General features: G+C 75.7%; 29 protein-coding genes. 21 read left to right on the forward strand and 8 right to left on the reverse strand.

The window, feature by feature from the left end:
* Positions 1-58: 58 nt before the first annotated feature.
* Complete coding sequence (gene nth / locus ACZ5HG_RS02470) at positions 59-787, forward strand: endonuclease III (RefSeq protein WP_464180219.1); 729 nt, start codon at positions 59-61, stop codon at positions 785-787.
* Here the strand turns inward: nth and ACZ5HG_RS02475 are convergent.
* From ACZ5HG_RS02475 to ACZ5HG_RS02485, 3 genes are all read right to left on the reverse strand, one after another.
* Positions 747-1,670: an alpha/beta fold hydrolase gene (locus ACZ5HG_RS02475; RefSeq protein WP_464180220.1), complete on the reverse strand. Its 924-nt coding sequence runs from the start codon at positions 1,668-1,670 to the stop codon at positions 747-749. The two genes, nth and ACZ5HG_RS02475, sit on opposite strands and share 41 nt — an antisense overlap.
* A 68-nt stretch (positions 1,671-1,738) precedes the next feature.
* Positions 1,739-2,977: a Na+/H+ antiporter NhaA gene (nhaA, locus tag ACZ5HG_RS02480; protein WP_464180221.1), complete on the reverse strand. Its 1,239-nt coding sequence runs from the start codon at positions 2,975-2,977 to the stop codon at positions 1,739-1,741.
* Positions 2,978-3,055: 78 nt separating this feature from the next.
* A complete protein-coding gene (locus tag ACZ5HG_RS02485; RefSeq protein WP_464180222.1) occupies positions 3,056-3,787 on the reverse strand; it encodes a winged helix-turn-helix transcriptional regulator in 732 nt (243 codons plus the stop codon).
* A gap of 131 nt (positions 3,788-3,918) precedes the next feature.
* Between ACZ5HG_RS02485 and ACZ5HG_RS02490 the strand changes: the two genes are divergently transcribed.
* The 9 genes from ACZ5HG_RS02490 (at position 3,919) to dtd (ending at position 10,567) form a co-directional block, all read left to right on the forward strand.
* Positions 3,919-4,686, forward strand: a complete 768-nt coding sequence (locus ACZ5HG_RS02490; protein ID WP_464180223.1) for a hypothetical protein — start codon at positions 3,919-3,921, stop codon at positions 4,684-4,686.
* Between the two features lie 4 nt (positions 4,687-4,690).
* The gene (locus ACZ5HG_RS02495) at positions 4,691-5,152 is read left to right on the forward strand and encodes a TlpA family protein disulfide reductase (RefSeq protein ID WP_464180224.1); all 462 of its coding nucleotides are present in this window, start codon (positions 4,691-4,693) and stop codon (positions 5,150-5,152) included.
* Positions 5,149-5,604 (forward strand): DUF4395 domain-containing protein, encoded by a 456-nt coding sequence (locus tag ACZ5HG_RS02500; protein WP_464180225.1) that lies wholly within the window; start codon positions 5,149-5,151, stop codon positions 5,602-5,604. Before ACZ5HG_RS02495 ends, ACZ5HG_RS02500 begins: the two co-directional genes overlap by 4 nt.
* Positions 5,605-5,808: 204 nt before the next feature.
* Entirely contained in the window at positions 5,809-6,375 is a 567-nt protein-coding gene (locus tag ACZ5HG_RS02505; RefSeq protein ID WP_464180226.1) for a heme-binding beta-barrel domain-containing protein, read from the forward strand.
* Position 6,376: 1 nt separating this feature from the next.
* A complete protein-coding gene (gene ygfZ, locus ACZ5HG_RS02510; protein WP_464180227.1) occupies positions 6,377-7,564 on the forward strand; it encodes a CAF17-like 4Fe-4S cluster assembly/insertion protein YgfZ in 1,188 nt (395 codons plus the stop codon).
* A gap of 35 nt (positions 7,565-7,599) precedes the next feature.
* The gene (locus ACZ5HG_RS02515; RefSeq protein ID WP_464180228.1) at positions 7,600-8,682 is read left to right on the forward strand and encodes an FUSC family protein; all 1,083 of its coding nucleotides are present in this window, start codon (positions 7,600-7,602) and stop codon (positions 8,680-8,682) included.
* Positions 8,683-8,721: 39 nt separating this feature from the next.
* On the forward strand, positions 8,722-9,063 hold the full coding sequence (locus ACZ5HG_RS02520) for a DUF2516 family protein (RefSeq protein WP_464180229.1): 342 nt from the start codon (positions 8,722-8,724) through the stop codon (positions 9,061-9,063).
* A 59-nt stretch (positions 9,064-9,122) separates the two neighbouring features.
* Positions 9,123-10,130, forward strand: coding sequence for an asparaginase (locus ACZ5HG_RS02525; protein WP_464182078.1), 1,008 nt, complete (start codon positions 9,123-9,125; stop codon positions 10,128-10,130).
* Positions 10,127-10,567, forward strand: coding sequence for a D-aminoacyl-tRNA deacylase (dtd, locus tag ACZ5HG_RS02530; protein ID WP_464180230.1), 441 nt, complete (start codon positions 10,127-10,129; stop codon positions 10,565-10,567). Before ACZ5HG_RS02525 ends, dtd begins: the two co-directional genes overlap by 4 nt.
* Before the next feature lie 7 nt (positions 10,568-10,574).
* Here the strand turns inward: dtd and ACZ5HG_RS02535 are convergent, their stop codons facing one another.
* Together ACZ5HG_RS02535 and ACZ5HG_RS02540 are read right to left on the reverse strand one after the other, a co-directional pair.
* Complete coding sequence (locus tag ACZ5HG_RS02535; protein ID WP_464180231.1) at positions 10,575-11,060, reverse strand: GNAT family N-acetyltransferase; 486 nt, start codon at positions 11,058-11,060, stop codon at positions 10,575-10,577.
* Positions 11,061-11,146: 86 nt separating this feature from the next.
* The gene (locus ACZ5HG_RS02540; RefSeq protein WP_464180232.1) at positions 11,147-11,311 is read right to left on the reverse strand and encodes a hypothetical protein; all 165 of its coding nucleotides are present in this window, start codon (positions 11,309-11,311) and stop codon (positions 11,147-11,149) included.
* Between the two features lie 126 nt (positions 11,312-11,437).
* Here ACZ5HG_RS02540 and ACZ5HG_RS02545 point away from each other — a divergent pair, with 126 nt between their 5' ends.
* Complete coding sequence (locus ACZ5HG_RS02545) at positions 11,438-11,959, forward strand: O-acetyl-ADP-ribose deacetylase (protein ID WP_464180233.1); 522 nt, start codon at positions 11,438-11,440, stop codon at positions 11,957-11,959.
* A 48-nt stretch (positions 11,960-12,007) separates the two neighbouring features.
* Positions 12,008-12,754 (forward strand): dienelactone hydrolase family protein, encoded by a 747-nt coding sequence (locus ACZ5HG_RS02550; RefSeq protein WP_464180234.1) that lies wholly within the window; start codon positions 12,008-12,010, stop codon positions 12,752-12,754.
* A 70-nt stretch (positions 12,755-12,824) separates the two neighbouring features.
* Here ACZ5HG_RS02550 and ACZ5HG_RS02555 read toward each other — a convergent pair whose 3' ends face one another.
* Positions 12,825-13,964 carry a pyridoxal phosphate-dependent aminotransferase gene (locus ACZ5HG_RS02555; protein WP_464180235.1) on the reverse strand — a complete coding sequence of 380 codons (1,140 nt, stop codon included), beginning with the start codon at positions 13,962-13,964 and terminating at the stop codon, positions 12,825-12,827.
* Positions 13,965-14,040: 76 nt separating this feature from the next.
* Between ACZ5HG_RS02555 and ACZ5HG_RS02560 the strand changes: the two genes are divergently transcribed.
* The 6 genes from ACZ5HG_RS02560 to ACZ5HG_RS02585 all read left to right on the forward strand — a co-directional run bounded on the left by ACZ5HG_RS02560 (position 14,041) and on the right by ACZ5HG_RS02585 (position 21,338).
* Positions 14,041-14,946, forward strand: a complete 906-nt coding sequence (locus ACZ5HG_RS02560; protein WP_464180236.1) for an SHOCT domain-containing protein — start codon at positions 14,041-14,043, stop codon at positions 14,944-14,946.
* A gap of 209 nt (positions 14,947-15,155) precedes the next feature.
* A complete protein-coding gene (locus ACZ5HG_RS02565) occupies positions 15,156-15,491 on the forward strand; it encodes a hypothetical protein (RefSeq protein ID WP_464180237.1) in 336 nt (111 codons plus the stop codon).
* A gap of 82 nt (positions 15,492-15,573) precedes the next feature.
* Positions 15,574-16,908, forward strand: a complete 1,335-nt coding sequence (locus tag ACZ5HG_RS02570) for a hypothetical protein (RefSeq protein WP_464180238.1) — start codon at positions 15,574-15,576, stop codon at positions 16,906-16,908.
* 26 nt (positions 16,909-16,934) lie between these two features.
* Complete coding sequence (locus tag ACZ5HG_RS02575) at positions 16,935-17,480, forward strand: SMI1/KNR4 family protein (RefSeq protein ID WP_464180239.1); 546 nt, start codon at positions 16,935-16,937, stop codon at positions 17,478-17,480.
* Between the two features lie 138 nt (positions 17,481-17,618).
* Positions 17,619-17,996, forward strand: a complete 378-nt coding sequence (locus ACZ5HG_RS02580; protein ID WP_464180240.1) for a TraR/DksA family transcriptional regulator — start codon at positions 17,619-17,621, stop codon at positions 17,994-17,996.
* A gap of 9 nt (positions 17,997-18,005) precedes the next feature.
* Positions 18,006-21,338 carry an ATP-binding protein gene (locus ACZ5HG_RS02585; RefSeq protein ID WP_464180241.1) on the forward strand — a complete coding sequence of 1,111 codons (3,333 nt, stop codon included), beginning with the start codon at positions 18,006-18,008 and terminating at the stop codon, positions 21,336-21,338.
* 38 nt (positions 21,339-21,376) lie between these two features.
* On the opposite strand, the gene ACZ5HG_RS02590 is transcribed toward ACZ5HG_RS02585, so the two are convergent.
* Together ACZ5HG_RS02590 and ACZ5HG_RS02595 are read right to left on the reverse strand one after the other, a co-directional pair.
* On the reverse strand, positions 21,377-22,210 hold the full coding sequence (locus ACZ5HG_RS02590; RefSeq protein WP_464180242.1) for an ABC transporter permease: 834 nt from the start codon (positions 22,208-22,210) through the stop codon (positions 21,377-21,379).
* Complete coding sequence (locus ACZ5HG_RS02595) at positions 22,207-23,214, reverse strand: ATP-binding cassette domain-containing protein (protein WP_464180243.1); 1,008 nt, start codon at positions 23,212-23,214, stop codon at positions 22,207-22,209. Before ACZ5HG_RS02595 ends, ACZ5HG_RS02590 begins: the two co-directional genes overlap by 4 nt.
* 150 nt (positions 23,215-23,364) lie before the next feature.
* On the opposite strand from ACZ5HG_RS02595, the gene ACZ5HG_RS02600 reads away from it, so the two are divergent.
* Genes ACZ5HG_RS02600 through ACZ5HG_RS02610 form a run of 3 tightly spaced genes read left to right on the forward strand, consistent with a single transcriptional unit; the run spans position 23,365 to position 25,647 of the window.
* Complete coding sequence (locus tag ACZ5HG_RS02600) at positions 23,365-24,222, forward strand: SDR family NAD(P)-dependent oxidoreductase (protein WP_464180244.1); 858 nt, start codon at positions 23,365-23,367, stop codon at positions 24,220-24,222.
* Entirely contained in the window at positions 24,219-24,884 is a 666-nt protein-coding gene (locus ACZ5HG_RS02605) for a TetR/AcrR family transcriptional regulator (RefSeq protein WP_464180245.1), read from the forward strand. Before ACZ5HG_RS02600 ends, ACZ5HG_RS02605 begins: the two co-directional genes overlap by 4 nt.
* Positions 24,874-25,647 carry a hypothetical protein gene (locus tag ACZ5HG_RS02610; RefSeq protein ID WP_464180246.1) on the forward strand — a complete coding sequence of 258 codons (774 nt, stop codon included), beginning with the start codon at positions 24,874-24,876 and terminating at the stop codon, positions 25,645-25,647. The genes ACZ5HG_RS02605 and ACZ5HG_RS02610 overlap by 11 nt, the downstream gene beginning before the upstream one ends.
* The last annotated feature ends 7 nt before the right edge of the window (positions 25,648-25,654 follow it).

Raw genomic sequence — 25,654 nt, forward strand, 5'->3', positions numbered from 1 at the left:
GAGGCGGGTCACCCGCCGGAAGGAGCGGCGTTCCCCCGTCAGGACCTACGCTGCCGCGATGGGGACCCGGGACGACGTCGCGCGACCGCCCGCCGCGGCGCCCGCGACGGCGCTGGTCAGGAGGGCGCGCCGGGTGGAGCGCGCGCTGGGGGAGCGCTACCCGGACGCGCGCTGCGAGCTCGACTTCCGCTCGCCGCTGGAGCTGCTGGTCGCCACGGTGCTCTCGGCGCAGACCACGGACGTGCGGGTGAACTCCGTGACGCCGGCGCTGTTCGCCCGGTACCCGGACGCCGCCGCCTACGCCGGGGCCGACCTGGAGGAGGTCGAGGCGATCATCCGGCCGACCGGGTTCTTCCGGGCCAAGGCGCGCTCGGTGGTCGGGATCGGCACGGCGCTGGTCGAGCGGTTCGACGGCGAGGTGCCGGCGCGGCTGGACGACCTGGTGACCCTGCCCGGCGTCGGGCGCAAGACCGCGAACGTGGTGCTGGGCGACGCCTTCGGCATCCCGGGGATCACGGTGGACACGCACGTCGGGCGGCTGGTCCGCCGGCTGGGCTGGACCGCGCAGGAGGACCCGGTGCGCGTCGAGCAGGACCTGGCGGCGCTGTTCCCGCGCGCGGGATGGACCCTGCTCAGCCACCGGCTGATCTTCCACGGGCGGCGCACCTGCCACGCGCGTCGGCCGGACTGCGCGAGCTGCCCGGTCACCCGCGACTGCCCGTCCGCCCTGGTGGTGCGTGGCCCGGTCAGCGCTGCTCGCGCAGCCAGTCCAGCAGCAGGGCGCTGACCCGCGCCGGGTCCTCCTCGGGCAGGTAGTGCCCCGCACCGGCGAGCATCTCGAACCGGTACTGCGGCCCGAGCCGGCGCGCCACCGGCCCGGTGGCCATCGCGCGGGCGACCGGGTAGCAGCCGTCGGAGCCGCCGTGCACCTGGAGCACCGGCACGGACGGGGCGTCGCGCAGCGCGAGCGCGTACCGGCGACCGTCCGGGCGCACCCGGGACCGGTACAGCCAGCGGACCTGCTCCAGCGCGGAGTGCGCGGCGAACGGCACCTGGGCGGCCCGGCGGTGCACGGCGAGCGCGGCGGGGTCCGGCCAGCGCGGGCCGCCCCACTCGCGCAGCAGCCGGGCGACCAGGTCGCCGCGGGTCATCGCGCGCTCGGGCAGCGAGGGGATCTGCATGGCGGCCATCCGCTGCCCGGCGCGCGCCCGCAGCCCGCCGCGCGGGTCGGCCCGGCGGACCAGCGGGTGGGGCGCGGACAGCACGCCGACGGCGCGGGTCAGCGCGGGCTGGTACGCGGGCATCGCCCAGGCGACGTCACCGCCGCCGACGCCGTGGCCGACGATGACGGCCTGCTCGCAGCCGAGCGAGCGCACCACGCCGGCGACGTCCCGGGTCAGCCCGGGCACGTCGTAGCCGATCGGCGGCTTGTCGGAGGCTCCGGTGCCGCGCAGGTCCATCGCGACCACGCGGTAGCCCTCGGCGGCGATCGTCGGCAGCTGGTGCCGCCAGGACCACCACAGGCCGGGCAGCCCGTGCAGCAGCACCACGAGCGGGGCGTCCCGGTCGTCCGGCCCGGCGACGGCGACGTGGAACCGCGCGCCGTTCGCGGGGACGAAGTGGTGCCGCCACGGGCCGTCCAGCAGCAGGGTGGAGGAGTCGACGGTCATCGAGGCGAACCTACCTCCTCCGTCGCGGGACCGGGGCGGGTCCTGCGGCCCGGTGCCGCGGCATGGCCTCAGGCCGCGGTCTCCCGGCCGTCCGTCGCCGCCCGGTGCGCGCGGTCGCGCAGCGCCAGCGCGATGCCCCCGACCACCGCCGCGGTGGTGGAGGCGAGCAGGATCGCGACCGTGAGGTGCTCGTCGTGCGGGCTGCCCGCGCCGAAGGCGAGCTCGCCGATCAGCAGCGACACGGTGAAGCCGATGCCGGCCAGCGCGCCGACCGCCGCGACGTCCCGCCAGTGCAGGCCCGGGGCGAGCGAGGCGCGGGTGAAGGTGGCGACCGCCCAGGTGGCGGCGAGGATGCCCAGCGGCTTGCCGAGCACCAGCCCGAGCGCCACGCCCTGCGCCACCGGGTCGCGGACCGCGTCGGCCAGCACCCCGCCGTCCAGGGTGACCCCGGCGGCGAACAGCGCGAACACCGGCACCGCGAACCCGGCGGACAGCGGACGCCACCGGTGCTCCAGCCGCTCGGCGACCGCGACCTCCTCGCCGGCGCGGGCGATCCCCGGCGCGGTCAGCCCGAGCAGCACCCCGGCGATCGTCGCGTGCACGCCGGAGGCGTGCATCAGCGCCCATGCCGCCACGCCGAGCACCAGCAGCACCACCGAGGGCGCGCGCCGCCGCACGAGCACGCCGAACACCGCCACCACCGCCAGCGAGGCCGCCAGCCAGACCAGGTGCAGGCCGTCGGTGTAGACCACCGCGATCACCACGATCCCCAGCAGGTCGTCCACCACCGCGAGCGTGAGCAGGAACGCGCGCAGCGCCGCCGGCAGGCTGCGCCCGACCACGGAGAGGACGGCGACCGCGAAGGCGATGTCGGTGGCGGTCGGCACCGCCCAGCCGTGCGGCGCGCCGCCGTCGCCCAGGTTCACCAGCAGGTAGAGCAGCGCGGGCACCGCCATGCCGCCGAGCGCGGCGACCACCGGCACGATCGCGGTGGCCGGGCGGCGCAGCTCGCCGTCGACGATCTCCCGCTTGAGCTCCAGGCCGACCACGAAGAAGAAGATCGCGAGCAGCCCGTCGGTGGCCCAGCCGGCGACGGAGAGGTCGAGGTGCAGGGCGGACGGGCCGATCACGGTGTCCGACAGGGTGCGGTAGGCGGCCGACCAGGGCGAGTTGGCCCAGACGATCGCGGCCAGCGCGCCGATCAGCAGCAGCACGCCGCCGGTGCGCTCGGCGCGCAGGGTGTCGAGCAGGTTGCGCTCGCCGCCGGCGGTCAGCCGGGCGAACAGGGCAGGACGGGGTGCGGGCACGTGGGCCTCCGAGGGGTCGACGACATCACGCCGACCAGACTTCCCGGCACACCTGACGTCCAGGATACCGGGGGATGGTCACGCGTCGGCGGGCACCTCGGCCGGGGAGGCGGCGGCGGGGCCCTCGCCGCGCCGGTCCTTCGGCGGGTCGAAGCGGTAGCCGACGTTGCGCACGGTGCCGATCAGCTGCTCGTGCTCGGGGCCGAGCTTGGCGCGCAGGCGTCGCACGTGGACGTCCACGGTGCGGGTGCCCCCGTAGTAGTCGTAGCCCCACACCTCCTGCAGCAGCTGCGCGCGGGTGAAGACCCGGCCCGGGTGCTGCACCAGGTACTTCAGCAGCTCGAACTCCTTGTACGTGAGGTCGAGCGGCCGGCCGCGCAGCCGGGCGGTGTACCCGCCGGCGTCGATCATCAGCTCGCCGGAGGAGATCTCCTGCGGCGCGTCGTCGAAGGAGGAGGACGCCGCACGCTCCATGACGAGACGGAACCGCGTCTCGACCTCGGCGGGGGTGGCGTTCTCGAGCACGATGTCGTCGGCGCCCCACTCCGCGGTGACGACCGTCAGGCCGCCCTCGGTGAGCACCAGCACCAGCGGCACGGTGAGCCCGGTGGCGCGCAGCAGCCGGCAGGTGGTGCGCGCGGTCACCAGGTCGCGGCGCGCGTCGAGCACGACGATGTCGGCGTCCGGCGCGTCCACCAGGGCCGACGGCTCCACCGGAAGCACGCGGACGCGGTGGGACAGCAGCCCGAGCGCCGGCAGCACCTGGGAGGACCCGCCGGACGCGGGTGTGAGCAGCAGCAGGTCGGCCACCAGGTACCCCTCTTCCCGTCCGAGTGGGGGACACGGTACCGCGCCCGTGGTCCCCCCTCTGTTACACGGATGTCACACGATGATGGCGCGGATCGTCGGGCTGGACACCCGCGACGCGCGCGTCTGGGAGGATGGGGCCCGTGCAGGCGTCGACTCGTGCCGTGACGACGGCGGTGCTGGCGACCCTGGTCGCGGTCGCCGGCGTGCTCGGCGACATCTCCCTCGCGGGCCACGACGGCGTCGTGCTCGCCACGCTCCTGGCTGCGCTCGCGGTGGTCTTCGCGCTCGGCTGGCCCCAGGTGGCCGGTCTGCCCGCGCCGGTGCACAGCACCGTGGTGGTGGCCCTCGGCGGCCTCGCCGCGACCGCCGTCGTGCTGATCACCTCCGCCGAGCCGCTGCTCGGCGACCTGCCGGTCGTCTTCGCCTGCGCGGTGCTGCTGTCGTTCGTGGCGGAGCTGGCACGCCGGGACGGGCGTGAGCGGCTGGTCGAGTCGGTGACCGGCACGGTGGCCGGGACCCTGGTGCCGGTGTGCGCGGCCGGCTGGCTGGCGGCGCAGCGCACCCCGGCGGGCGACCAGGTCGTCGTCGTCGGTGCGGTGGCGCTCGCGGTGGCCTCCGCCGTGACGGCGCTCCAGCTGCGCGGCTGGGCCGGTGCCGGCGTGACCGTCGGCGCCGCCACGGTGACCGGCCTGGCGGTCGGCGCGGTGCTGGGCGAGATCGGCCCGGTGTCGGGTCTGCTGCTGGGCGTCGCCGTGGGCGTGCTGGTGGCGGCGGGGGACGTGCTCTTCGACCGTCTCAGGGCCCTGGAACATCGTCTCGCCGGCTGGTCGGTGGCTGTGCTGCCGGTCGCCGTCACGGGCATCCTCGTCTACGTCGTCGGACGCGTCCTCGTGGGGTGAAGCCGTGGAGCTGCGGGTGCTGCTGGTGGTCGGCGCGCTCGCTGCCGCGGTCGCGCTCGGCCTGCTCTGGCGTGCGCGCCAGGGCCGGTTCGTCGCGGTCCCCGTGCCGCCCGCCACCGGCGCTGACGGGTCCGGCCGGCTGACCCCGGAGGACCTGGGCGCCGCGCTCGGGCGCACCGCCACCTTCGTGCAGCTCTCCGCCGAGGTGTGCACCCCCTGCCGCCGCACCGCTGCCGTGCTGGGCGACCTGGTGCGGGAGCGCCCCGACGTCGTGCACGTCGAGCTGCCCGCCGAGGAGCGGCTGGACCTGGTCCGCCGCTTCGACGTGCTGCGCACCCCCACCGTGCTCGTGCTGGACGCCGCCGGTGCCGTGCGCGGGCGGTTCTCCGGCGCCGCCGACCCCGCCCAGGTGCGCGCCGCGCTCGCGACCGTCCCCGTCCTGCCCGCCCCGAGGAGCCCGCGATGACCGCTGCCACCACCCCCTCGTCCCCGCCGGTCGCCGGCATCGACCCGCGCGGTCCCCGGGTCGGTGCCGCGATCACGGCCGTGCTGCTGGTGGTCGTGCTGCTGCTGCCCTCCGGCGCGGCGACCGTGGGGCTGCTGCTGGTGGCGGCGCTGTTCGCCGTCGGCGCGGTGCGCGGGGCGCAGGGCAGCGTGCCCGGGCTGGCCTACCGCGCGCTGGTCCGCCCGCGCCTGGCGCCGCCGACCGAGCTGGAGGACCCGCGCCCGCCCCGGTTCGCGCAGGGCGTCGGCCTGGTGATCACCGGGGTCGGGGCCGTGCTCGGGCTGCTCGGCGTGGCGGCGGCGGTGCCGGTGGCCGCGGCGCTGGCGCTGGTCGCCGCGGTGCTCAACGCGGTGTTCGGGCTCTGCCTCGGCTGCGAGCTGTACCTGCTGGGCGTGCGGCTGCGCACGCGCTGATCCCCTGCGCGGGACCCGCGCGCGAGCCGGGAGCGGCCAGCGCGGGCGGATCGTCGGACCCTGTCGTTAGGATCGGTGCATGCAGGCACTCGAGGTGGTCTTCATCGGTCTGCTCGTCGCTGCGTCGATCGCGATCGGTTGGTTCGCGTTCTTCGTGGTCTACCGGCTGTTCAAGGGACAGCGCTGACAACTGCAAGGACGGACATGGCGTTCACGCTGCCCGAGGGCCTCGCGCCCGAGATGTACCCGCTGGCCTGGTTGGTCGGCCGATGGCACGGCGAGGGGGTCGTGGGGTACCCGGGGGTCGAGGAGGCTCCGTTCACCCAGGACGTCGTGATCGACCACGACGGCGGCGTCTACCTGTCCTACACCTCCACGATCCGCCTGGTCGCGGTGCCCGACGACGCCTCCGCGCTCGACGGCTCGGATGCGACGCCCGACGCGCCGGGCGAGGTGTGGTCCACCGAGCAGGGCTACTGGCGCATCCCGCCGGAGCGCCCCGAGGGCCTCGGCTCCGACCTGTCGCCGGTGGAGCTGCTGCTCGCCGACCCGTCCGGCCACGTCGCCGTGTACGTCGGCGCCACCGGCAACGGCCGGATCGACCTGGTCAGCGACCTGATCGCCCGCACCGCCACCGGCGCCGAGGTGACCGCAGGCAAGCGGCTCTACGGCCTCGTGCAGGGCGACCTGATGTGGGCGCACGACCTGGCCGCCTTCGGCCAGCCCATGCAGTCCTACGCCTCGGCGCGCCTGGCCCGGGTCGAGGGCTGAGATGAGCGAAGCCCCGACCGCCGACGTGCCCGCCGACGTGCCCGTCGAAGCACGGCACCGCAGCCCGCTGCTGGACGCCCACGGCGCGGTCGGCGGCGCGGGCCCGGACGCCGGGGTGGCCTGGCACTACGGCGACCCGACCGCCGAGCAGCGCGCGCTGGCCCGCGGCGGGGCCGTGGTCGACCAGTCGCACCTCGGCGTGGTCACCGTGACCGGCCCGGACCGGCTGTCCTGGCTGCACTCGATCACCTCGCAGCAGCTCGAGGACCTGGCGCCCCGCACCTCCACCGAGACGCTGGTGCTCAGCCCGCAGGGGCACGTCGAGCACGCGGCGGGCGTGGTGGACGACGGCACGACGACCTGGCTGCTCACCGAGTCCGCCCCCGCGCTGGCGGCGTGGCTGGACCGGATGCGCTTCATGCTGCGGGTCGAGGTCGCCGACGTGACCGACGCCTGGGCCGCGATCGGCGAGCCGGTGGACGCCGAGGGCGCCGAGGGCGAGCCGGTCACGTGGCGCGACCCGTGGCCGCGCACTCTGCCCGGCGGCACCCGCTACGGCCTGCCTGACGAGCAGCACCCGGGCGCGGACCGGCCGTGGCGGCTGGTGCTGGTGCCGCGCGAGCGGCTGGCGGACGAGGTGCAGGCGCGCGTCGCCGCGGGCTGGCCGCTGGTCGGCACCTGGGCGAGCGAGGCGCTGCGCGTCGAGGCCTGGCGCCCGCGCTGGAGCCACGAGGTCGACCACCGCACGATCCCGCACGAGCTGGACTGGCTGCGCACCGCCGTGCACCTGCACAAGGGCTGCTACCGCGGGCAGGAGACGATCGCGCGGGTGCACAACCTGGGCCGTCCGCCGCGCCGCCTGGTGCTGCTGCACCTGGACGGCTCCGGGCACCTGCTGCCCGAGGTCGGCGCGGTGGTGCGCGACCTCGGTGACCTGCACGCCGGCGGTGAGCCCGGCCGGGAGATCGGTCGCGTCACCAGCCTGGTGCGGCACCACGAGCTCGGCCCGGTCGCGCTGGCCGTGGTGAAGCGCTCCGCCCCGGTGGACGTCGAGGTGGTCGTGGACTGCGAGGGAGCCCCGGTGACCGCCGGGCAGGAGGTCGTGGTGCCCGGGGACGGCGTGTCCGTCGACCGGCCGGCCGAGCACGGGCCGCTGACGCGCGGCCTGGGCGGCCACCCGATGCTGTGAACCGCCCCGAACGACCGGAACGCGGCCCGTCGTCGGTGCGGGTCCAGGCCGAGGCGCGGGTCCGGCAGGGCTGGTCACGGGTGCGCTCGTCGCTGCTGCCGATCGCGCAGGCGGTGCTGGCCGCCGGGGTCTCCTACTGGATCGCGTTCCACCTGCTCGGGCACAGCGCGCCGTTCTTCGCCCCGGTGAGCGCGTGGATCGCCCTGGGCTTCACCGCCGACCGCGAGCTGCGACGCGTCGCCGAGCTGGCCGTGGGCGTGGCGCTCGGTGTCGGCCTGGGCGACCTGGTGGTGCACGGGATCGGCACCGGCCCCTGGCAGGTGGCGGTGGTGCTGGCGGTCGCGGCGCTGGTCGGACGGTTCCTGGACCGCGGGCCGATGCTCACCACCCAGGCCGGGGTGCAGGCGATCGTGATCGTCGGGCTGCCCGCCGTCGGCGCCGCGGGCGGTCCGCTCGGCCGCTGGACGGACGCGCTGGTCGGCGGTGCGGTGGCCCTCGCGGTCGCCGCGCTGACCCCCAACGACCCGCGCCGCCGTCCCCGGGCCACCGGGCGCGCGGCGGTGGAGGAGCTGGCCGGGATGCTCCGGATGCTGGCCCGCGGCATGCGGGACCGCTCGGTGACCGACGTCGAGGACGCGCTGGTCCGCGGCCGGTCCTCGCAGCCCGCGCTGGACGAGTGGCACGACGCCGCCACCGCCGCGCGGGACCTGGCGCGCGTCTCGCCGGCCGCCCGCCGGCACCGGACCGAGCTCGCGTGGATCGGGCAGTCCGCGGTCCGCGTGGACCGGGCCGTGCGCAACGCCCGGGTGCTGGCCCGGCGCTCCACCACGGTCGTCGAGGACGACCACGCCGCCGCGCTGCCCCCGCTGGCCGACGCGGTGGACCGGGTGGCGCTGGCCGCCGACGCCCTGGCCGCCGCGCTGGGGTCGGGCACCGAGCCGCTGCGGGCGCGCGGCGAGCTGCTGGTGCTCGCGGGCGAGCTCGACCCGTTCCGGCTGGCGCCGGACGACTGGCAGGTGCAGAGCCTGGTCCTGCTGCTGCGCTCGCTGGTGGTCGACCTGCTGGAGGCTGCCGGGGTGGATCCGCGCGAGGCCCGCGAGGCGCTGCCGGAGATCTGATCCGCCGTCCGGCGGGGGTGGGACCGTAGGCTGTGCCGCGTGATCGCAGCCGCGCAGTCCCTCATCTATCTGGCGTTCTACGTCGCGATCTTCGCGCTGTCCGTGTGGGCGCTGGTCGACATGCTCCGGCGCCCCGCGCAGGCGTTCCTGTCCGCGGGCAAGCAGACCAAGCAGCGCTGGACCATCATCCTGGTGGTCGCGACGCTGGTCTCCTTCGTGGCGATCCCGTACCCGATCGGCATCGGGCGGCTCGGCTTCCTCGCGCTGCTGGCGGCGGTCGCCGCGGTGGTCTACCTGGTGGACGTGCGCCCGGCGGTCGGCCCGTACTCCGGCCGACGCGGCGGCGGCTCCGGCTCCGGCCCGTCGCGGGGCGGCTGGTGACGCCCGTCCAGGACGGTCCCGGGCTCGCCGCGCGGCTGCACGCCGCCGCGCCCGCGCTGGTGGCGGGAGCCGCGGAGACCGCCGGGGACGTCGCGAGCGCCGCCGCCCCGCTGGCCCGGGTGGTGCGCGGCGACCTGGTCGAGTCCGTGCACGCCGGGCACCTGGTGGTGCTGGCGCCGGACGGGTCGGTGCGGCTCGCGCTGGGCGATCCCGAGGTGACCGTGCTGGCGCGCTCCTCGCTCAAGCCGGTGCAGGCGGTGGCGCTGCTGCGCTCCGGGCTGGACCTGCCGCCGGAGCACCTGGCGCTGGCCTGCGCCAGCCACAGCGGCGAGCCGGTGCACCTGGCCGGGGTCCGTGCGGTGCTGGCCGGTGCCGGGCTGGACGAGAGCGCCTTGGACAACACCCCCGACCTGCCGCTGGACGCCGAGGCGGCGGTCGCGTGGCGTTCCGCCGGTCACGGCCCCGAGCCGGTCGCGCAGAACTGCTCGGGCAAGCACGCCGCGATGCTGGCGACCTGCGTGGCCGCGGGCTGGCCGACCGCCGGCTACCGCGACGCCGCACACCCGGTGCAGGTGGCGGTGCGCGCGACGCTCGAGGACCTCACCGGTGCGCCGGTGCGGCACAGCACGGTCGACGGCTGCGGGGCCGCGCTGTTCTCCACCACGCTGATCGGCCTGGCACGTGCCTTCGCCCGGATCGCCTCCGCCGACGCGGGGACGCCGGAGGGCCGGGTGGCCGCCGCGATGTCCGCGCACCCCGACCTGGTCGGCGGCACCGGGCGCGACGTGACCCGGGTGATGCGAGCGGTGCCGGGGCTGGTCGCGAAGGACGGGGCCGACGGCGTGTACGCCGCCGCGCTGCCGGACGGCTCGGCGGTGGCGTTCAAGATCGCCGACGGCGGACCGCGCCCGCGCCCGGCGGTGCTGGTCGCGGCGCTGCGCCTCGCCGGGGCCGCCGACGTGCCCGGTGCGGACCTGGCGGCGCTGGACGACCTGGGTCGCACGCCGGTGCTCGGTCACGGCGAGCCGGTCGGCGCGGTGGTCCCGGCCTTCGGGGGTGCCGCGTGAGGGCGGTCGTGCAGCGGGCCACCCGCGCGTCGGTCACCGTGGACGGGCAGGTGGTCGGCGGCTTCGACGGGCAGGGCCTCGTGGTGCTGGTCGGGGTCACCCCCGGTGACGGTGCCCCGCAGGTCGAGCTGATCGCCCGCAAGATCGCCGAGCTGCGCATCCTGCGCGACGAGCGCTCCGCCGCCGAGGTGGACGCCCCGGTTCTGGTGGTCAGCCAGTTCACCCTCTACGGCGACACCCGCAAGGGCCGCCGGCCCACCTGGAACGCCGCCGCCCCCGGACCGGTCGCCGAGCCGCTGGTCGCCGCGGTCGTGGAGGCGCTGCGCACCCGGGGCCTGACCGTGAGCACGGGGGTGTTCGGTGCGGACATGGCCGTCGAGCTGGTGAACGACGGACCGGTGACGCTGCTGCTGGAGTCGGTGCCCGACCCCGCCTGACGCCGGGTCAGGCCAGGCGCAGGACCAGCCGCTCCTCGGTCCGCGAGGGGTCGCGCGGCAGCGCCTGCCGCTCCTTGGTGCGCACGTAGCCGGCACGGACGAACAGGTCGCCGGCGGGGTGGTTGTCGTCCACCACCCACAGCGAGACCGTGGTCGCGCCCTCGGCCGCCGCCGCGGTGCGCACCGTGTCCAGCAGGGCCCACCCGCAGCCGTGCCGCCGCACCTCCGGCGCCACCCAGAGCTGCACCACGTGCCGGTCGTGCGTCGCCGACCCGGGCTCCTGGATCATCCCGACCAGCCCGCGCGGGGTGCCGTCGTCCTCGTGCAGCACCCAGGTCGCCGCGCTGCGCACCCGCATCCGCCAGTGCGACTCGACGAACATCTCCTCGCGCGCCAGCGAGGAGCCGAACACCGAGGGGTCCTCGCGCAGCGCACGGAGCCGGACGTCCCGGACGGTCTCCCAGTCGTCCTCGGTCACGCGTGAGATCTGCACGCCGACAGCATGCCGCACCGGGCGGCGCGCGGCGCCCGCGGGGTCGGGCGTGTCCGGGGCGGTTCACCCCGATCGGGGGCGTGGTGTCAGGCCACGGACCCGTGCCCCTGCGGGTCGGGCGTCGCGCGGGCGACGTCGGCGATCTCCTCCTCGGGGCGCGGGGCGATCGTCTCGTCGGGCTCGAGCACCGGCACGTCGTCGTGGGGATCGTGGGCGACCTGCGGGTCGCGGGGGACAGCGGGCTCGGACATGCCGACCTCCTCGGTCGCGGGGGATCCCCACGCTACGACCCATCGCGGCGCGGCGCCCGTGCTCCGTCCGAGTGGTCGTGCGACGCCGGGCGGCGGCGCGGCGGGGTGCGCGGCAGGATGCCGCTCATGCGGATCACGGCGGTGCTGGGCGACATCACCACCATGCGCACGGACGCGATCGTCAACGCGGCGAACTCCTCGCTGCTCGGCGGCGGCGGGGTGGACGGGGCGATCCACCGCGCGGCCGGGCCTGCGCTGCTCGCGGAGTGCCGGGCGCTGCGGGAGGGACCGCTGGTCGGTGGCCTGCCCACCGGCGACGCGGTGGCGACCGGCGCCGGACTGCTCCCGGCGCACTGGGTGGTGCACACCGTGGGTCCGAACGCGCACGCCGGGCAGCGCGACCCGGCGCTGCTGCGCTCCTGCTTCACGCGGTCGCTGGACGTTGCCGCCGAGGTCGGCGCCCGCACGGTGGCCGTGCCCGCGGTGAGCGCCGGGGTCTACGGCTGGGCGCCGGAGCAGGTCGCCCGGATCGCGGTGGACGCCGTGCGCGCCTGGGACCGGGCCCGCCCCGGGGTGGTGGACGAGGTGACCTTCGTGCTGTTCACCCCCGAGGTGCGGGACGTGTTCACCGCCGCGCTCGACGGGTAGCGCGCAAACCCCTTCGCCGGGACGGTGGTCGCGTGCTACTCCGGGACCATGGATCTCACCGCACCCCGCACCGACGGCGGCCTCGTCGAGCGCTCCTTCACCCTCGACGGCGTCCCGGGCGTCCTGTGGACCCCGGCCGACGCGACCGCACCGATCCCGCTGGTCCTGCTCGGCCACCCCGGCGGGCTCGGCCCGATGCGCCCCCGGCTGCTGTCCCGTGCGCGCAGCGCCGCCGCCCAGGGCTTCGCCTCGGCCACGCTCGAGCTGCCCGGCAGCGGCGACCGGGCCTCGCTGCCCGCGGTGGACGAGGCCCGTGTCGAGCTGCGCCGCGCGGTCACGGCGGGCGAGGCGCCGGGTGCGGACGTGGTCGACCGGCTGGTGCTGCCGCTGGTGGAGGCGGCGGTGCCCGAGTGGCAGGCGCTGATCGACGCGCTGCTCGCCCTGCCCGAGATCGACGGCCCCGTCGCGTGGTCCGGCGGGGTGACCGCGATCGGGGTGCGCCTGGCGCTGGTGGAGCCGCGGATCGTGGCCGCCGGGCTGTTCGCCGGGTCCTTCGTGCCGCAGTCGATCGTGGACGAGGCACGGCGGGTGACCGTCCCGGTGCACGTGCTGCTCCAGTGGGACGACGCCGGCAACGACCGGCAGGCCGCGCTCGACCTGTTCGACGCGTTCGGCTCGGCGGAGAAGACCCTGCAGGCCAACCTGGGCGGGCACACCGGTGTCCCCGCGCACGCCGCCGAGGACGCGGCGCGGTTCTTCGAGCGCCACCTGCGGCCCGGCGCCGTGCGCGGCTGACGGCCCGGCGGCGGATCGGCCCGGCGGCGGATCGGCGCGGCGGCGGGCCGGCGCGGGGCACCCCGACCGATCAGCGGGCGGGGAGCCGGCCCAGGCCGGTGCGCAGGTCGTCGGCGGTGGCGGTCAGCGAGATCCGGACCCACCCCTCGCCCGCCGGGCCGAAGGCCGAGCCCGGTGCGACCGCGACGCCCTGCGTGCGCGCCAGGTCCTCCGCCCACGCCGCGACGTCGCCGCCGGTCAGGTGCGCCACGTCGGCCCACAGGTAGATCCCGCCGGCGGCCGGCAGCCAGCCGATCCCCTTGGCGTCCAGCACCTCCTGGGCCACCGCGCGGTGCTCGCGGTAGGTGCGGCGGGCGTCGTCCACCACGTCCTGCGGCCCGGTGATCGCCGCCAGCGCCGCGTGCTGGGCGGGGGTGTTCACGCAGGACACGATCGACTCCTGCACGCGGGGGATCAGCGGCGCCAGCACGTCCGGCACCACCAGCGCGCCCACCCGCATACCGGTCATCGCATACGTCTTGGAGAACGTGTGCAGCGTCATCACCCGGCCGTCGGTGTCCAGCGCGGCGGCCGGGACGTGCGGGGCGTCGTCGGTGAACGCGGCGTAGCACTCGTCGGACAGCACCCACAGGTCGTGCCGGCGGGCGATGTCGAGCAGGTCGGCCAGCAGCGCCTCGGGCAGGCAGGTGCCCAGAGGGTTCGACGGGCTGTTGAGCAGCAGCACCCGCGTGCGGTCGGTGATCGCCGCCTCGACCGTCGCCGGGTCGGGCAGGAACCCGTCCTCCGCGCGCAGCACGTACGGCTGGGCCTGCGCCTGGAGCAGGTGCGCCGCCATCGTGAACGGCGGGTACCCGGGGTCGGGCACCAGCACCCCGTCGTCGGCACCCACGGTCAGGCTCAGCGCGAGGTGCAGCGCCTGCGCCCCGCCGGCGGTCACCCAGACGTTGTCGCGGCGGACCGCCGGGGCGTGCAGCGGGTCGAGCCAGGCGGCCAGGGCGTCGCGCAGCTCCGGGATGCCGCCGTTCGGCGTGTAGCGGGTGTCGTCGCGGGCCAGCGCCTCGCGGGCGGCCTCCAGCACGTGCGGGGCGGTCGCCAGGTCCGGCTCGCCGACGCTCAGCACCACCGCCCCCGGCAGCGACCACGCGAGCTCGGTGATCCGCCGGATGCCGGAGGCCGGGACGGTGCGGGCGTGGGCGGCGATCTGGGGCACGCGGGCAGGCTAACTGCGACGTGTGACGACGGTGTGACGGCCGGCCACGGGCCGATGACCCGGCAGGATGGGGGCCATGAGCACCACCGACGCTCCGCTCGACCCCCGGCCCGGCCCGCGCCTGCTCCGCGCGGCGCTGCTGCTCGGGCTGCTGGCCCTCGGCGGCTGGCTGCTGCACCTCGGCACCCACGAGTCCTCGCTCGTGCAGTGGGAGTGCGCCGCGGGCACCTGCGCCTCCGACCAGCTCGCCTCCGCCGCGCCGATCCTCGGCGTCCTCGTGCTCGCCGGTGCGGCGACGCTCGCGCTCGGCTTCTTCGGCCGGGCGACCGTCGGCCTGCTGCTCGCCTACGGCTCCGGTGCCGCCCTGCTCGGCTGGCGCGACGCGGTGGCCGACGGCCTCAACACCGAGGTCGCCGTGCGCCGCCCGGTGCTGGTGGTGACGGTCCTGCTGGTGATCGGCCTGGTCGCCGGGGTGGTCGGCGGGGTGCAGAGCCTGCGCCGCACCGGTCTGCTCGCGCGGCTCGCCGGACGCCGTGCCGCCTGGGCGCGGGTCACCGACTACGACACCGACGCGCAGGGCCGGGTGCTCGCCACCGTGCACTTCGACGACGAGTGCGGCGTGCGGCACGCGGTGCGCACCGTCGTCCCGCGGGACGCCTTCAAGCGCCCGGCGCAGGCGCTGTACGACCCGGAGCGTCCCGACGACCCCGCACGGCTGCGCGTCGCGCTGGCGCCGCAGCCTGCGACGGCCGCCGCCCGCGTCGCGCGCGAGCAGGCCGTGCGGGTGCGGGTGCCGCTGCCCGGGGACGACCTGCCGTCGGGGCGCGCGGCGGGGTCGGGCGGATCGGGCGGATCGGACGCGACGGGGACGGCCCCGGTCGACCTGGTCACCGCGCTCGACCGCCTGCGGGTGCTGCACGAGCAGGGTGCGTTGACCGACGAGGAGTTCGCGGCGGCGAAGGCGTCGGTGCTGCGGGGATAACACTCACGTGGCGAGTGATATCCCTCGCCACACGAGTGTGACGGCGCCGCCGGTGCCGGCCCCGTGCGCCACTAGCGCGGTGGTGCGGGTCGCACGAGGCCCCACGCAGGCGAGGGTGCGTGCGAAAACCTCCGAACCGGAGAATCCCCAGCGCTACTCAACGGTAGCGTCGCCTGCGTCGAGCAACCCGTGCTCGCGAGGAGGCGAGCATGACCGACGACGGCCCGACCCCGGTGTTCCTCACCACGGACACCGAGGAGCTGCGCACTGCCGGCAACGACTGGCTGCGCGACGCCGACCTGGTGACGACCGCGCAGCGTCACGTCCTGATGGCCTCGGCGTCCCAGTACGGCGGGACGGGTGTGCTCGCCGCCGCCGCTCGCCGGTTCGAGAACCGCATGTCCTACGCCCTGGAGGCCCTGGCGGAGGAGGTGGAGGAGGTCGGCCATCACCTGCGTGGCACCGCCGAGGCGTACGACTTCATGGACACCAGTGCGAGCGACGACCTCACCGCGCTCGGCACACGCCTGGACGGTGCGCCATGAGCGTGGCCCTGTCCGGCACCGCCGATCCGGTCGACCTGATCCCTGGCGACCCGACACGATCCGCCGGGACGCCGACGACCTCGTGTCCGAGGCCGGGCACCTGGAGGACCTCGGGGCGCGCGCGGCGCGCCGGACGATCCCCTCGTGGCAGGGCACCGCCGCCGACGGGTACGCGGGCCGCCGGGACACCGAGGCCGAACGGCTGGGCGCGGTCGGGCAGGTCTACCGGTGGGTCGCCGAGACCCTGTACTGCTACGCCGACGTGCTCGCCTGGGCGCAGCGTCAGGCCGCCGCCGCGGTCACCCTGTACGCCACCGCCGCCCCGGTCGGGCTCACCAGCGGGGGCATCACCGACGTGTTCGGGCGGCCCGTCCCGAAGACGCTCGACCCGTTCGGGCGGCCGATCCGCGGACCGAACCGCCCTGGCGCGCTCGACCCTGCGAAGGCCACGGCGCAGGCGTCCGCGAACCTGGAAGCCGCCCGGGCCGTCGTGCAGCGCGCCGAGCAGGCCGCCGCCGAAGCCCTCGACGCCCTGGTCGAGGGGATGCCCGACGGCACGTGGTCCTGGGGTCAGTTCGCCACCGGGGCGTGGGGCTGGCTGACCGACACGGTGAAGTTCGTCGCCTGGGACACCAATCTCATCCGGGGCGTCATCGACCCGGACGGGTTCGCGCGCGACGCCGTGGCGATGTGGGACGGAGCGACCGGTACCTACCACCTGCTGACCACCGATCCGCTCGGTGCGCCCGACGTCCTGCTGAACGGGCAGCAGCGCCGCGACGATCCCGGGCTGTGGTGGGGTGGGCTCGCGCCCGACATCGCTCTGTCGCTGGCCGGCGGGGCGGGCACGGTGTCCCGAGGCGTCAGCGCGGCGCGCGCCGGATCGCGGGTCGCTGACGCCGCGGCTGTCGGAGCGCGCACCGCGACCGCAGCGGAGCGCGTGACCGTCGGTCGCTTCCCGTGGACCGCTGACGAGCTGGCGACGGCCACGGCGGGGGACGGTCCGGTGACGTTCCAGATCCGGGGTCACTGGGACACCGGCCAGATCGGTGATGCTCTGGAGTACGTGGACTCGGGGAACGCGACCCGCCGGGACGGCGGCCTCTCATCGACCGGGCGTGTCTCCACGCAGGGTGAGTTGCGCGCGGCTGCGAGCCGTGCGGCGGCTGGCGAGCGGTCCGCCGCAGAGGCGGTCGGAGACACTCGATACGACGGCAAGCACGTGGGACACGGCCCGGATGCCACCTGGACGGGCAGAGCGGATTCATCGTACTGGCTCGCTCAGGATGGCCCCGTGAACCTTTCGCTGGGGCCGCAATCCAATGTGTCTCCGCTCGGATTTAAGCCAACCATTTTCCAGGCCCAGATGCCGGATGGTACGATCCTTCGTGGCAGTTTCGATTGGAGCCCAGAATGAGAAATGAAGACGTTCCCTGGGAAGCCATGGCCGGCGAGATGCTCCAGCGTCGCGCCCGTCTCGCGGCGGTCGACCCGATCGTGAGTCCGCTCCTGCCGTTCGGGCACCGGCCAACTGATGCCGACCTCATGGCTGCTGAGGCGCGTCTGGGGCACTCGCTCGATGCGCAGCACGCGGAACTGCTGCGCCGCGTCAATGGATGGCCGAACATCTTCGCCAGCGGTGACCTCCTGGGCGCGAGCGACCTCGGAGCGGGTGGGCGCTGGTCGTACGCGCAGCAGATGATCGCGGCCTTCTACGAGGAGGGCCCCGCGATCGGATTTCCTCCCCGCGAATCGGTCTACCCCATTCACCTGGGCGAGTCCGACCTGTTCATTATCGACATGGCGGGGCCCTTGACGGACGGCGGACACCCGGTGTACTGGCTCGACGGCGGCGTCGTGGACCAGTGGCCGAACGTCCGCGAATACTGGATGGCCGGATTCAGGCTCCTTGAAGTAGTTCAGGAGTATTGCGAAAGTCGCAATAGTCCTGGCGCATCTCCGGCGGATCCGGGGTCTTCGTCACACTAATTCCGATGGGACGCAGGCCGTGTCGAATGACGAAACTGTCGTACCGACGACTCGTTGCTGATCGTCCGACCCCGGAGCCACGGGGTGCTCGCTCGACGGGCAGGTGCCGCACCACGCCCGCCGGCGCACACTGGCCCCGTGCCCGACGACCGCATCACCCCCGCCGAGATGCGCGCCCTGCTGCACGAGCGGCGCACCGAGGCCCTCGCGCGGCTGGCCGGCACCGGGGCGGAGCGCGCGGCGGTGGTCGAGGCCGCCCGTGAGTCCGTGACCGACGACGAGCACGACCCGGAGGGCGCCACGATCGCCTACGAGCGGCGGCTGCTGGAGGTGCTGGGCGCGGAGGCGGCGGAGCGGCTGGTGGCGGTGGACCGGGCGCTGGCCCGGGTGGAGCGCGGGGAGCACCAGGTGTGCGCGGTGTGCGGCGGGTGGATCCCGGCGGACCGGCTGCGGGCGCTGCCGACGGCGACGACCTGCGTGCGCTGCCTCGACCGATCCGCGCGCCGGCCGTCCTAGACTGCCGCGGTGTCTGCTCCCGCGACCGGGCCGCTGCGGCTGACCGTCCTCGGGCAGGTGAGCGCCCCCGACGCGGACGGTCACGGTCTCGTCCCCGTCGCCGGTCTCGGCGCCAACCTGCTGCTCGCGCTGGCGCTGGAGCACGGTCGGGGGATCGGTGCGGCGCGCGCGGTCGACGAGGTGTGGCCGGATGTCCCGCCCGCCTCGGGCCGTGCGGCGTTGCAGACGCTGGTGTCGCGGCTGCGATCCGCGCACGGCGCCGGGCTGCTGGTGTCGACCGCGACCGGGTACGCGCTCGGGATCGACCCGGCGGACGTGGATCTGCACCGGGCGACGACGGCGGCGGAGGCAGCACGGGAGGCGCTCGCGGGTGGGGACCCCGGCACCGCCGACCGGACCACCGGCGCGGCGCTGGCGCTGTGGACCGGCGACCCGGGCACCGGCGCGACCGCGGAGCCGCTGCTGGCTGCGCTGGCGGTCCGGGCGGAGGGGGTGCGGCGCGACCTCCTGCGGCTGCGCACCCGCGCGTTGCTCGACCTGGGCGACCCTGGCGCCGTGGTCTGCGCCGACGAGCTGGCCGAGGTGGCACCGCTGGACGACGGGGCGCACCTGCTGAGGATGCGGGCGCTGCACGCCGCCGGGCGCACCTCGGAGGCGGTGGCCGCCTTCGCCGAGTACCGCGAGCGGCTGCGGGACACCCTGGGCACCGACCCCGCGCCGGAGGTCGCGACGTTCCACGTGGAACTGCTGTCCGAGCCGCCGGCCGCGCCCGTGCCGGCGTCCTCCTCGCGGGTGCTCGGGCTGCGGATGGCGCCGAACGCGCTGATCGGACGGGACGCGGACGTCGCCGCGGTGGTGGGGCTGCTCGGTGCCGCGCCGGTGGTGACGGTGCTCGGCACCGGGGGTCTGGGCAAGACGCGGCTGGTGCAGGAGGTCGCCCGTCGGTCCGTCGGCCGGTTCGGGGCGGTCTACGTGACCGAGCTGTCCGCGGTGCGGGAGCAGGCCGACGTCGGGACTGTGCTGGCCGAGGCGCTGCGCGCGGGGGAGTCGGCGGTGCGGCTGGGCATGGCGGAGGCGCGCGGCCGGCTGCTGCGCGACCGGGTGATCGACCGGCTGTCCGAGCAGCCGACCCTGCTGGTGCTGGACAACTGCGAGCACGTGCTGGACGAGGTGGCCGGCTGGGTCGCGGACCTGATCGGCACGGTGCCGGAGCTGCAGGTGCTCGCCACCAGCCGGGCGCCGCTCGGCGTCGCGGGGGAGCGGGTGCACCCGCTGGACCCGCTGCCGGCGCTGGAGCAGGACGGCGCACCCGGGCCGGCGGTGCGGCTGTTCACCGAGCGGGCGTCGGCGGTGCGCCCCGGCCTGACGCTGCCCGCCGACGTGGTCGCGCGGCTGTGCGACCGGCTGGACGGGCTGCCGCTCGCGATCGAGCTCGCCGCCGCCCGCACCCGCTCGCTCACGGTCGAGGAGGTCGAGCGACGGCTGACCGACCGGTTCGCGCTGCTGGTCGGCGGCGGGGCCGGGACGCCGGAGCGCCACCGGACGCTGCGCGCGGTGATCGAGTGGAGCTGGGACCTGCTCACCGAGCGGCAGCGGGTGCTCGCGCGCCGGGTGTCGCAGCTGTCCGACGGCTTCGGTGCGGACGTGGCTGCCGTGCTGGTGGCGGACGACGGGGTGACCGAGCAGCAGGTGCTGGACGACCTGGACGCGCTGGTGGCGCAGTCGCTGCTCCGCGCCCAGGAGCACCGGCCGACCGGCACGATGCGCTACCGGATGCTGGAGACCGTGCGCGAGTTCGGCGACCGCGAGGTCGACCGGGTCGGCGAGCGGGACCGGGTGCTGGACCTGCTGCTCGACTGGGGGCGCGACGTCGCGCTGGCGATGGTCGGCGACATGCAGCGGCCGGAACAGGTCATGCTGGACCCGGTCGGCGAGCGGGAGAAGGACAACCTGGTGACGCTGCTGCGCCGGGCGCTGGACCGCGAGCACGCCACCGCGGGGCCGACCCGTCGGACCGATGCGATCACCGCCCTGTTCGCGGTCACCGGTGTGCGCTGGGTGGTGCAGGGCGCGCAGGACGAGCTGGCGGACGTGCAGCGCGAGGTGCTGCCGCTGTGCCTCGGGTATCGCCCGCCGGCCGGCCGTGGCGCCGCCTGGACGATGGGGCTGTGCCTGGTCGCCGGCACCGAGCTGCTGTACGGGGACCTGCGGTCCGGGACGCGCGCGCGGGTCGAGCTGCGCCGGGTGGTCGCGGGACGGTCCGACCTCGGCTCGGTGCTGCGGCTGCTCGCCGAGCTGGTCGCGCACGTGCTGGACGTCGAGGGGTCCGAGGTGCTGCTCGCGGAGGCGCGCACGTCGCCGGACTGGTCGTTGCGCCGGCTCGCGCTGATGATGAGCTCCACCTACGCGGAGAACGGCGGCGACGTCGAGTCCGCGCTGCGGTACCAGGAGGAGGGCTACGCGCTCGCGGGCGACGCGGACGACACCTGGGGACAGGCGATGTCGGCGGTCGGGCTCGCCGGGCTCTACGGGCAGACGCTGCGTGCGGAGCGCGCGATGGACTGGACGCGCATCGCCGAGATCCACGTCGCGCGGCTCCAGGCCGGCTCGGCGTCACCGCTGATCGACATCCTCGCCGAGGGGCTGCGGCAGACCACCGGCTTCACGCTGCTGGCGATGGACGAGTTCGACGAGGCCGATGCGGTGTTCACGGCGATGGTGCAGGCCTCGCCGGACGTGCGGGACTCCGCGCTGCTCGGCGGTCTGGGGTCGGCGGAGGCCGCGCGTGGGCGGGGCGAGACCGAACGCGGGCTGGCGATGCTGCGGGCGCTCGCGTCGCGGGCCGGCGACGGTGCCCGGGGGATGGATCCCTGGCTGCTGCTGGTGCTGGCGTCCTGCCTGGCCGCGCACGCGATCGAGGGGCGCACCGATGCCCCCGGGCTGGCGGCGATGGCCGGCCGGCTGCGCGGGCACGCGGCGGACGTGCAGCCACCCGGGCACCCGGTGCGGGACACCGCGGTGCTCGGCACGTCGGGCGACGGGCAGCCCGCCGGGCCGATGCACACCGACCGCCCGGTGCTCGGCACCGCGCTGGTCGGCGTCGCCGCCTGGCTGCTGACGGTCGAGCCGCAGGACGCCTCGGCCCTGCGGATGCTGGCGCTCGGCGAGGTCTTCCAGTCCCGGCAGGACGTGCCGGCCACGGCGCGGGCGCAGCACTGGGCGCGGGCCGAGACCGTGCACGGCGCGGCGGCGGTGGCAGCGGCGCGGGCCGAGGTCGCGGCCTGGCCGCCGGAGGACCTGGTCCGCCGGGCGATCGCGTTGCTGCGCGGCGAGCCGGCCTGAGACCGACCCGCCGCGCGACCTCTCGCCGACCCGGTGGGTCACGCCTTGCGCATGTACGCCCGCACGGTGAGCGGCGCGAAGATCGCCACGATCACGGCGGCCCCGAGCAGCGCCCAGGCGGCGTCGGCGGTCCAGGCCCCGTTCATGGTCAGCTCGCGCGCGGCGGTGACCAGGTGCGACACCGGGTTGACGTCCACGAACGAGCGCAGCCAGCCCGGCATCGTGTCGGCGGGCACGAAGGCGTTCGACGCGAACGTCAGCGGGAACAGGATGATCATCGAGATCCCCTGCACCGAGGACGCCGAGCGGGCGATCACGCCGAAGAACGCGAACACCCAGGAGATCGCCCACGAGCTGACGATCACCAGCAGACCCGCCGACACGACGCCGACGAACCCGCCGTCCGGCCGCCAGCCGATGATCATGCCCATGGTCATGGTGAGCACCGTGGCGATGGCGTAGCGGACGGTGTCGGCCAGCAGCGCGCCGGCCAGCGGGGCGATCCGGGCGATCGGCAGGGAGCGGAACCGGTCGAACACGCCCTTGTCCATGTCCTCGCGCAGCTGCACACCGGTGACCACGGAGGTGGTGATCACGGTCTGCACCAGGATGCCGGGGATGAAGAACGGCAGGTAGGACGTGACGTCCCCGGCGATGGCCCCGCCGAAGATGTACGTGAACATCAGCGTGAAGATGATCGGCTGGAACGTCACGTCGAACAGCTGCTCGGGCGTGCGGCGGATCTTGAGCAGGCCGCGCCAGGCCATGCTGAACGACTGGCGGACGGTGTCGAGGACCGGCACGCGGTTCGCGGCGGCCCGGGCGATCTCGAAGGGGTCGGCGGCGGGACGGGTGGGGGCGAGAGTGCTCATGCGTGGACCTTCTCGGGGGCGGTGATCTCGGCCTCGGCGGTCTCCTCGCCGGCCGGCGCGTGGCCGGTGAGCGTGAGGAAGACCTCGTCGAGGGTGGGCTGCTGCACGGTGACGCCGCGCAGACCGATGCCGGCGGACCGCAGGGCGACGAGCACGTCGCCGGCGGAGTCCGCGGCGGGGACGGGGGCGGTCAGGTGGCCGTCCGGGGTGCGGACCGCCTCGACGCCGAGCACCGAGCGGGTGATCCGCAGCGCCTCGGGCTCGTCGGCGTCGTCGGTGAGGTCGAGCTGGAGGCGGGCGGTGCCGACCGAGGCCTTGAGCTCCGCGCCGGTGCCCTCGGCGACGAGCGTGCCGCGGTCGATCACGGCGATCCGCTCGGCGAGCTGGTCGGCCTCGTCCAGGTACTGCGTGGTGAGCAGCACCGTGGAGCCCTGCGCGACCAGCCGGCGGATCGTCTCCCACATCTGGAGCCGGGTGCGCGGGTCGAGGCCGGTGGTGGGCTCGTCCAGGAAGATCAGCGGCGGGTGCGAGATCAGCGAGGCGGCCAGGTCGAGGCGTCGGCGCATGCCGCCGGAGAAGTTCTTCAGCGGGCGGGCCGCGGCCTCGCTCAGCCCGAACTCCTCGAGCAGGGCGGCGGAGGTGCGGCGGGCGTCGCGGCGGGACAGCCCGTGCAGGCGGGAGAACAGCACGAGGTTCTCGGTGGCGGACAGGCTCTCGTCCACCGAGGCGTACTGGCCGGTCACGCCGATCAGCCGGCGGACGGCCTCCGGCTCGCGGACGACGTCGCGGCCGAAGATGGTCGCGGTGCCGGCGTCGGGACGCAGCAGCGTGGCGAGCATGCGGATGGTGGTGGTCTTGCCGGCCCCGTTCGGACCGAGGAAGCCGTAGACGGCCCCGGTGCGGATGCTCAGGTCGATGCCGTCGACGGCGCGGTGGTCGCCGAAGGTCTTGACCAGGCCGTGAGCCTCGACGGCCCAGCGCTGGTCGCCGGTGGTGGTGTGCATGGATGGACCTCCTGTGGTGTCGGCTCCGATGCTCCGCGCCCTCGCTTGCACGGCGCTGACGCGGCGCTGACACGTGCCGTCGCCGGGACCTCCGCCGGCGTTTCGGGCGGGTAAAACCTGCGCCGTCCCTCTGGCGCGCACCCCGCGCCGGTGCCACGCTGCTCCGACTGGGTCGGTCGACCCACTTCCGATCGAGCACCGGAGCCCGTCATCGCCACCGAGACGCCCCGCCGCCGTCCCGTCGCCCTGGTCACCGGGGCGTCCTCCGGCTTCGGCACCGAGTTCGCCCACCGGTTCGCCGGCCGGGGGTACGACCTGGTGCTGGTCGCCCGCCGTCGTGACCGGCTGGAGGCGCTGGCCGCCGACCTGTCCGCACGGCACGGCGTGGCTGCCACCGTCCTCACCGCCGACCTGGCCGACCCGGCCGCGCCGGCCGCGCTGGTGGCCGCGCTCGCCGAGCAGCAGCTCCGGGTCGACGCGCTGGTCAACAACGCCGGCTTCGGCACCTACGGCCCGTTCCTCGGCGAGGACCCCGCGCGGATCGCCGACGAGGTGCAGGTCAACGTCGGGGCGGTCACCGTGCTCTCCCGGCTGCTGCTGCCCGACCTGGTCGCCGCGCCCCGCGGCATCCTGCTCAACGTCGCCAGCACCGCCGCGTACCAGCCGGCCCCGTCGATCGCCGTGTACTCCGCCACCAAGGCCTACGTGCGGGCGCTGACCGAGGGCATCTGGCAGGAGCACCGCGGCACGTCGCTGCGGGTGCTGACCCTGTGCCCGGGGCCGACCGAGACCGAGTTCTTCCAGGCCGCCGGCTCCGAGGGGTTCAAGGTCGGCCAGATGCTCACCGTGCCGCAGGTGGTGGACGTCGCCTTCCGCGCGCTCGATCGTCGCAACGCCCCGCCGTCGGTGGTCGCCGGCTGGCGGAACAAGGCCACCGCCGTCGCCGTCGGGCTGCTGCCGCGCCGCCTGGTGCTCGGCGTCGCCGCCCGGCTGATGGGTGACGGGTGAGCCCCCGGATCGCGGTCGAGGACCGCCGACGGGCGCTGGTGGACGCCGCCGTGCGGGTGATCGCGCGGGACGGGGTGGCCGCCACCACCACCCGTGCCGTGGTCGCCGAGGCCGGGATGTCGCTGGCGAGCCTGCACTACGCGTTCCCCTCCCGCGAGCACCTGCTGGAGGCCGTGATCGCGCAGGTCACCGCCGAGGAGCACCGTGCGGCCGAGGCGGGCCTGCTGCCGCTGGACGGCGCCGACGCGCCCGACCTCGTCACCGTGATCACAGCGGGGCTGGACCGGTACATCGACCTGCTGGAGGCCGATCCCGCCCGGGAGCAGGCGCTGCTCGACCTGGCGCTCTACGCGCTGCGCACCCCTGGCCAGCGGGCCGCCCGCGTCGCGCAGTACGACGTCTACCGGGAGGCCGCCGTCGCCTCGCTGGTCACCGCCGCGCGCGCCACCGGCACCCGGTGGACCGTCCCGCTCGACGTCGCCGGCCGCGCGCTCGTGATGGTCACCGACGGCCTGACGACCGCCTGGCTGGCCGATCGGGACACCGACGCCGCCCGCACCACCGCCCGGTTCGCCGCCCGCGCGCTCGCCGCGCTCGCCGAACCGGTCTCCCTGACCGCCGATCCCGCCCCCACCGTCGAGGAGCCGCAGCATGCTCACTGAGACAGATCCCCGCACCACCGCGTTCGTGAACCTGCACGCGGTGCTCGGCACCCTGCCCGAGCTGGTCCGCCGGGTGCCCGAGGCGCGCGCGCTGCTCGCCGCCGAACCGCGGCCGACCACCCTCGGCTTCGCGGTGCGCGGCGGACCGCGCGGCGTGCTCGCCTTCCGCGACGGCGAGGTCCGCCTGGTGCCCGACCGTGCCGCCGCCACGATCGTGCTGCCGTTCACCGGGCCGGAGGCCTTCAACAGGGTGATCGACGGGGCCGCGCAGCCGGTGCCGGTCTCCGGCTTCCACCGGATCGCGTTCCTGCTCAAGGTGTTCGCCCCGCTGACCGAGATCCTCACCCGCTACCTGCGCCCCAGCGCCGAGGACCTCGCCGACCCGGAGTTCCGCGCCACCAGCACCGTGCTCACCCTGCACGTGGCCGCCGCCGCCGTCGCGCAGGTCGGCAACGAGGACCGCTCCGGCCGGTTCTCCGCCCACCTGATCCCGGACGGCGACGTGGTGCTCGAGGTGCGCGACACCCTCACCTACACGCTGCGCGTGCGCGACCACCGGATCACCTTCCTGCCGGAGCCGTCCCCGCACCCCCGCGCGGCCATGACCTTCGCCGATCTCGACACCGCGGGCGCCCTGCTCGCCGGGCAGGTCAGCGCCATCGCCTGCATCGGCGACGGCACCATCGCCATGCGCGGGCAGATCGCCATGGTCGACAACGTGAACCGCATCCTCGACCGCGTCGGCCAGTACCTCGGAGAGTGAGCACCGC

Source organism: Cellulomonas sp. GTC20042 (assembly GCF_055389595.1).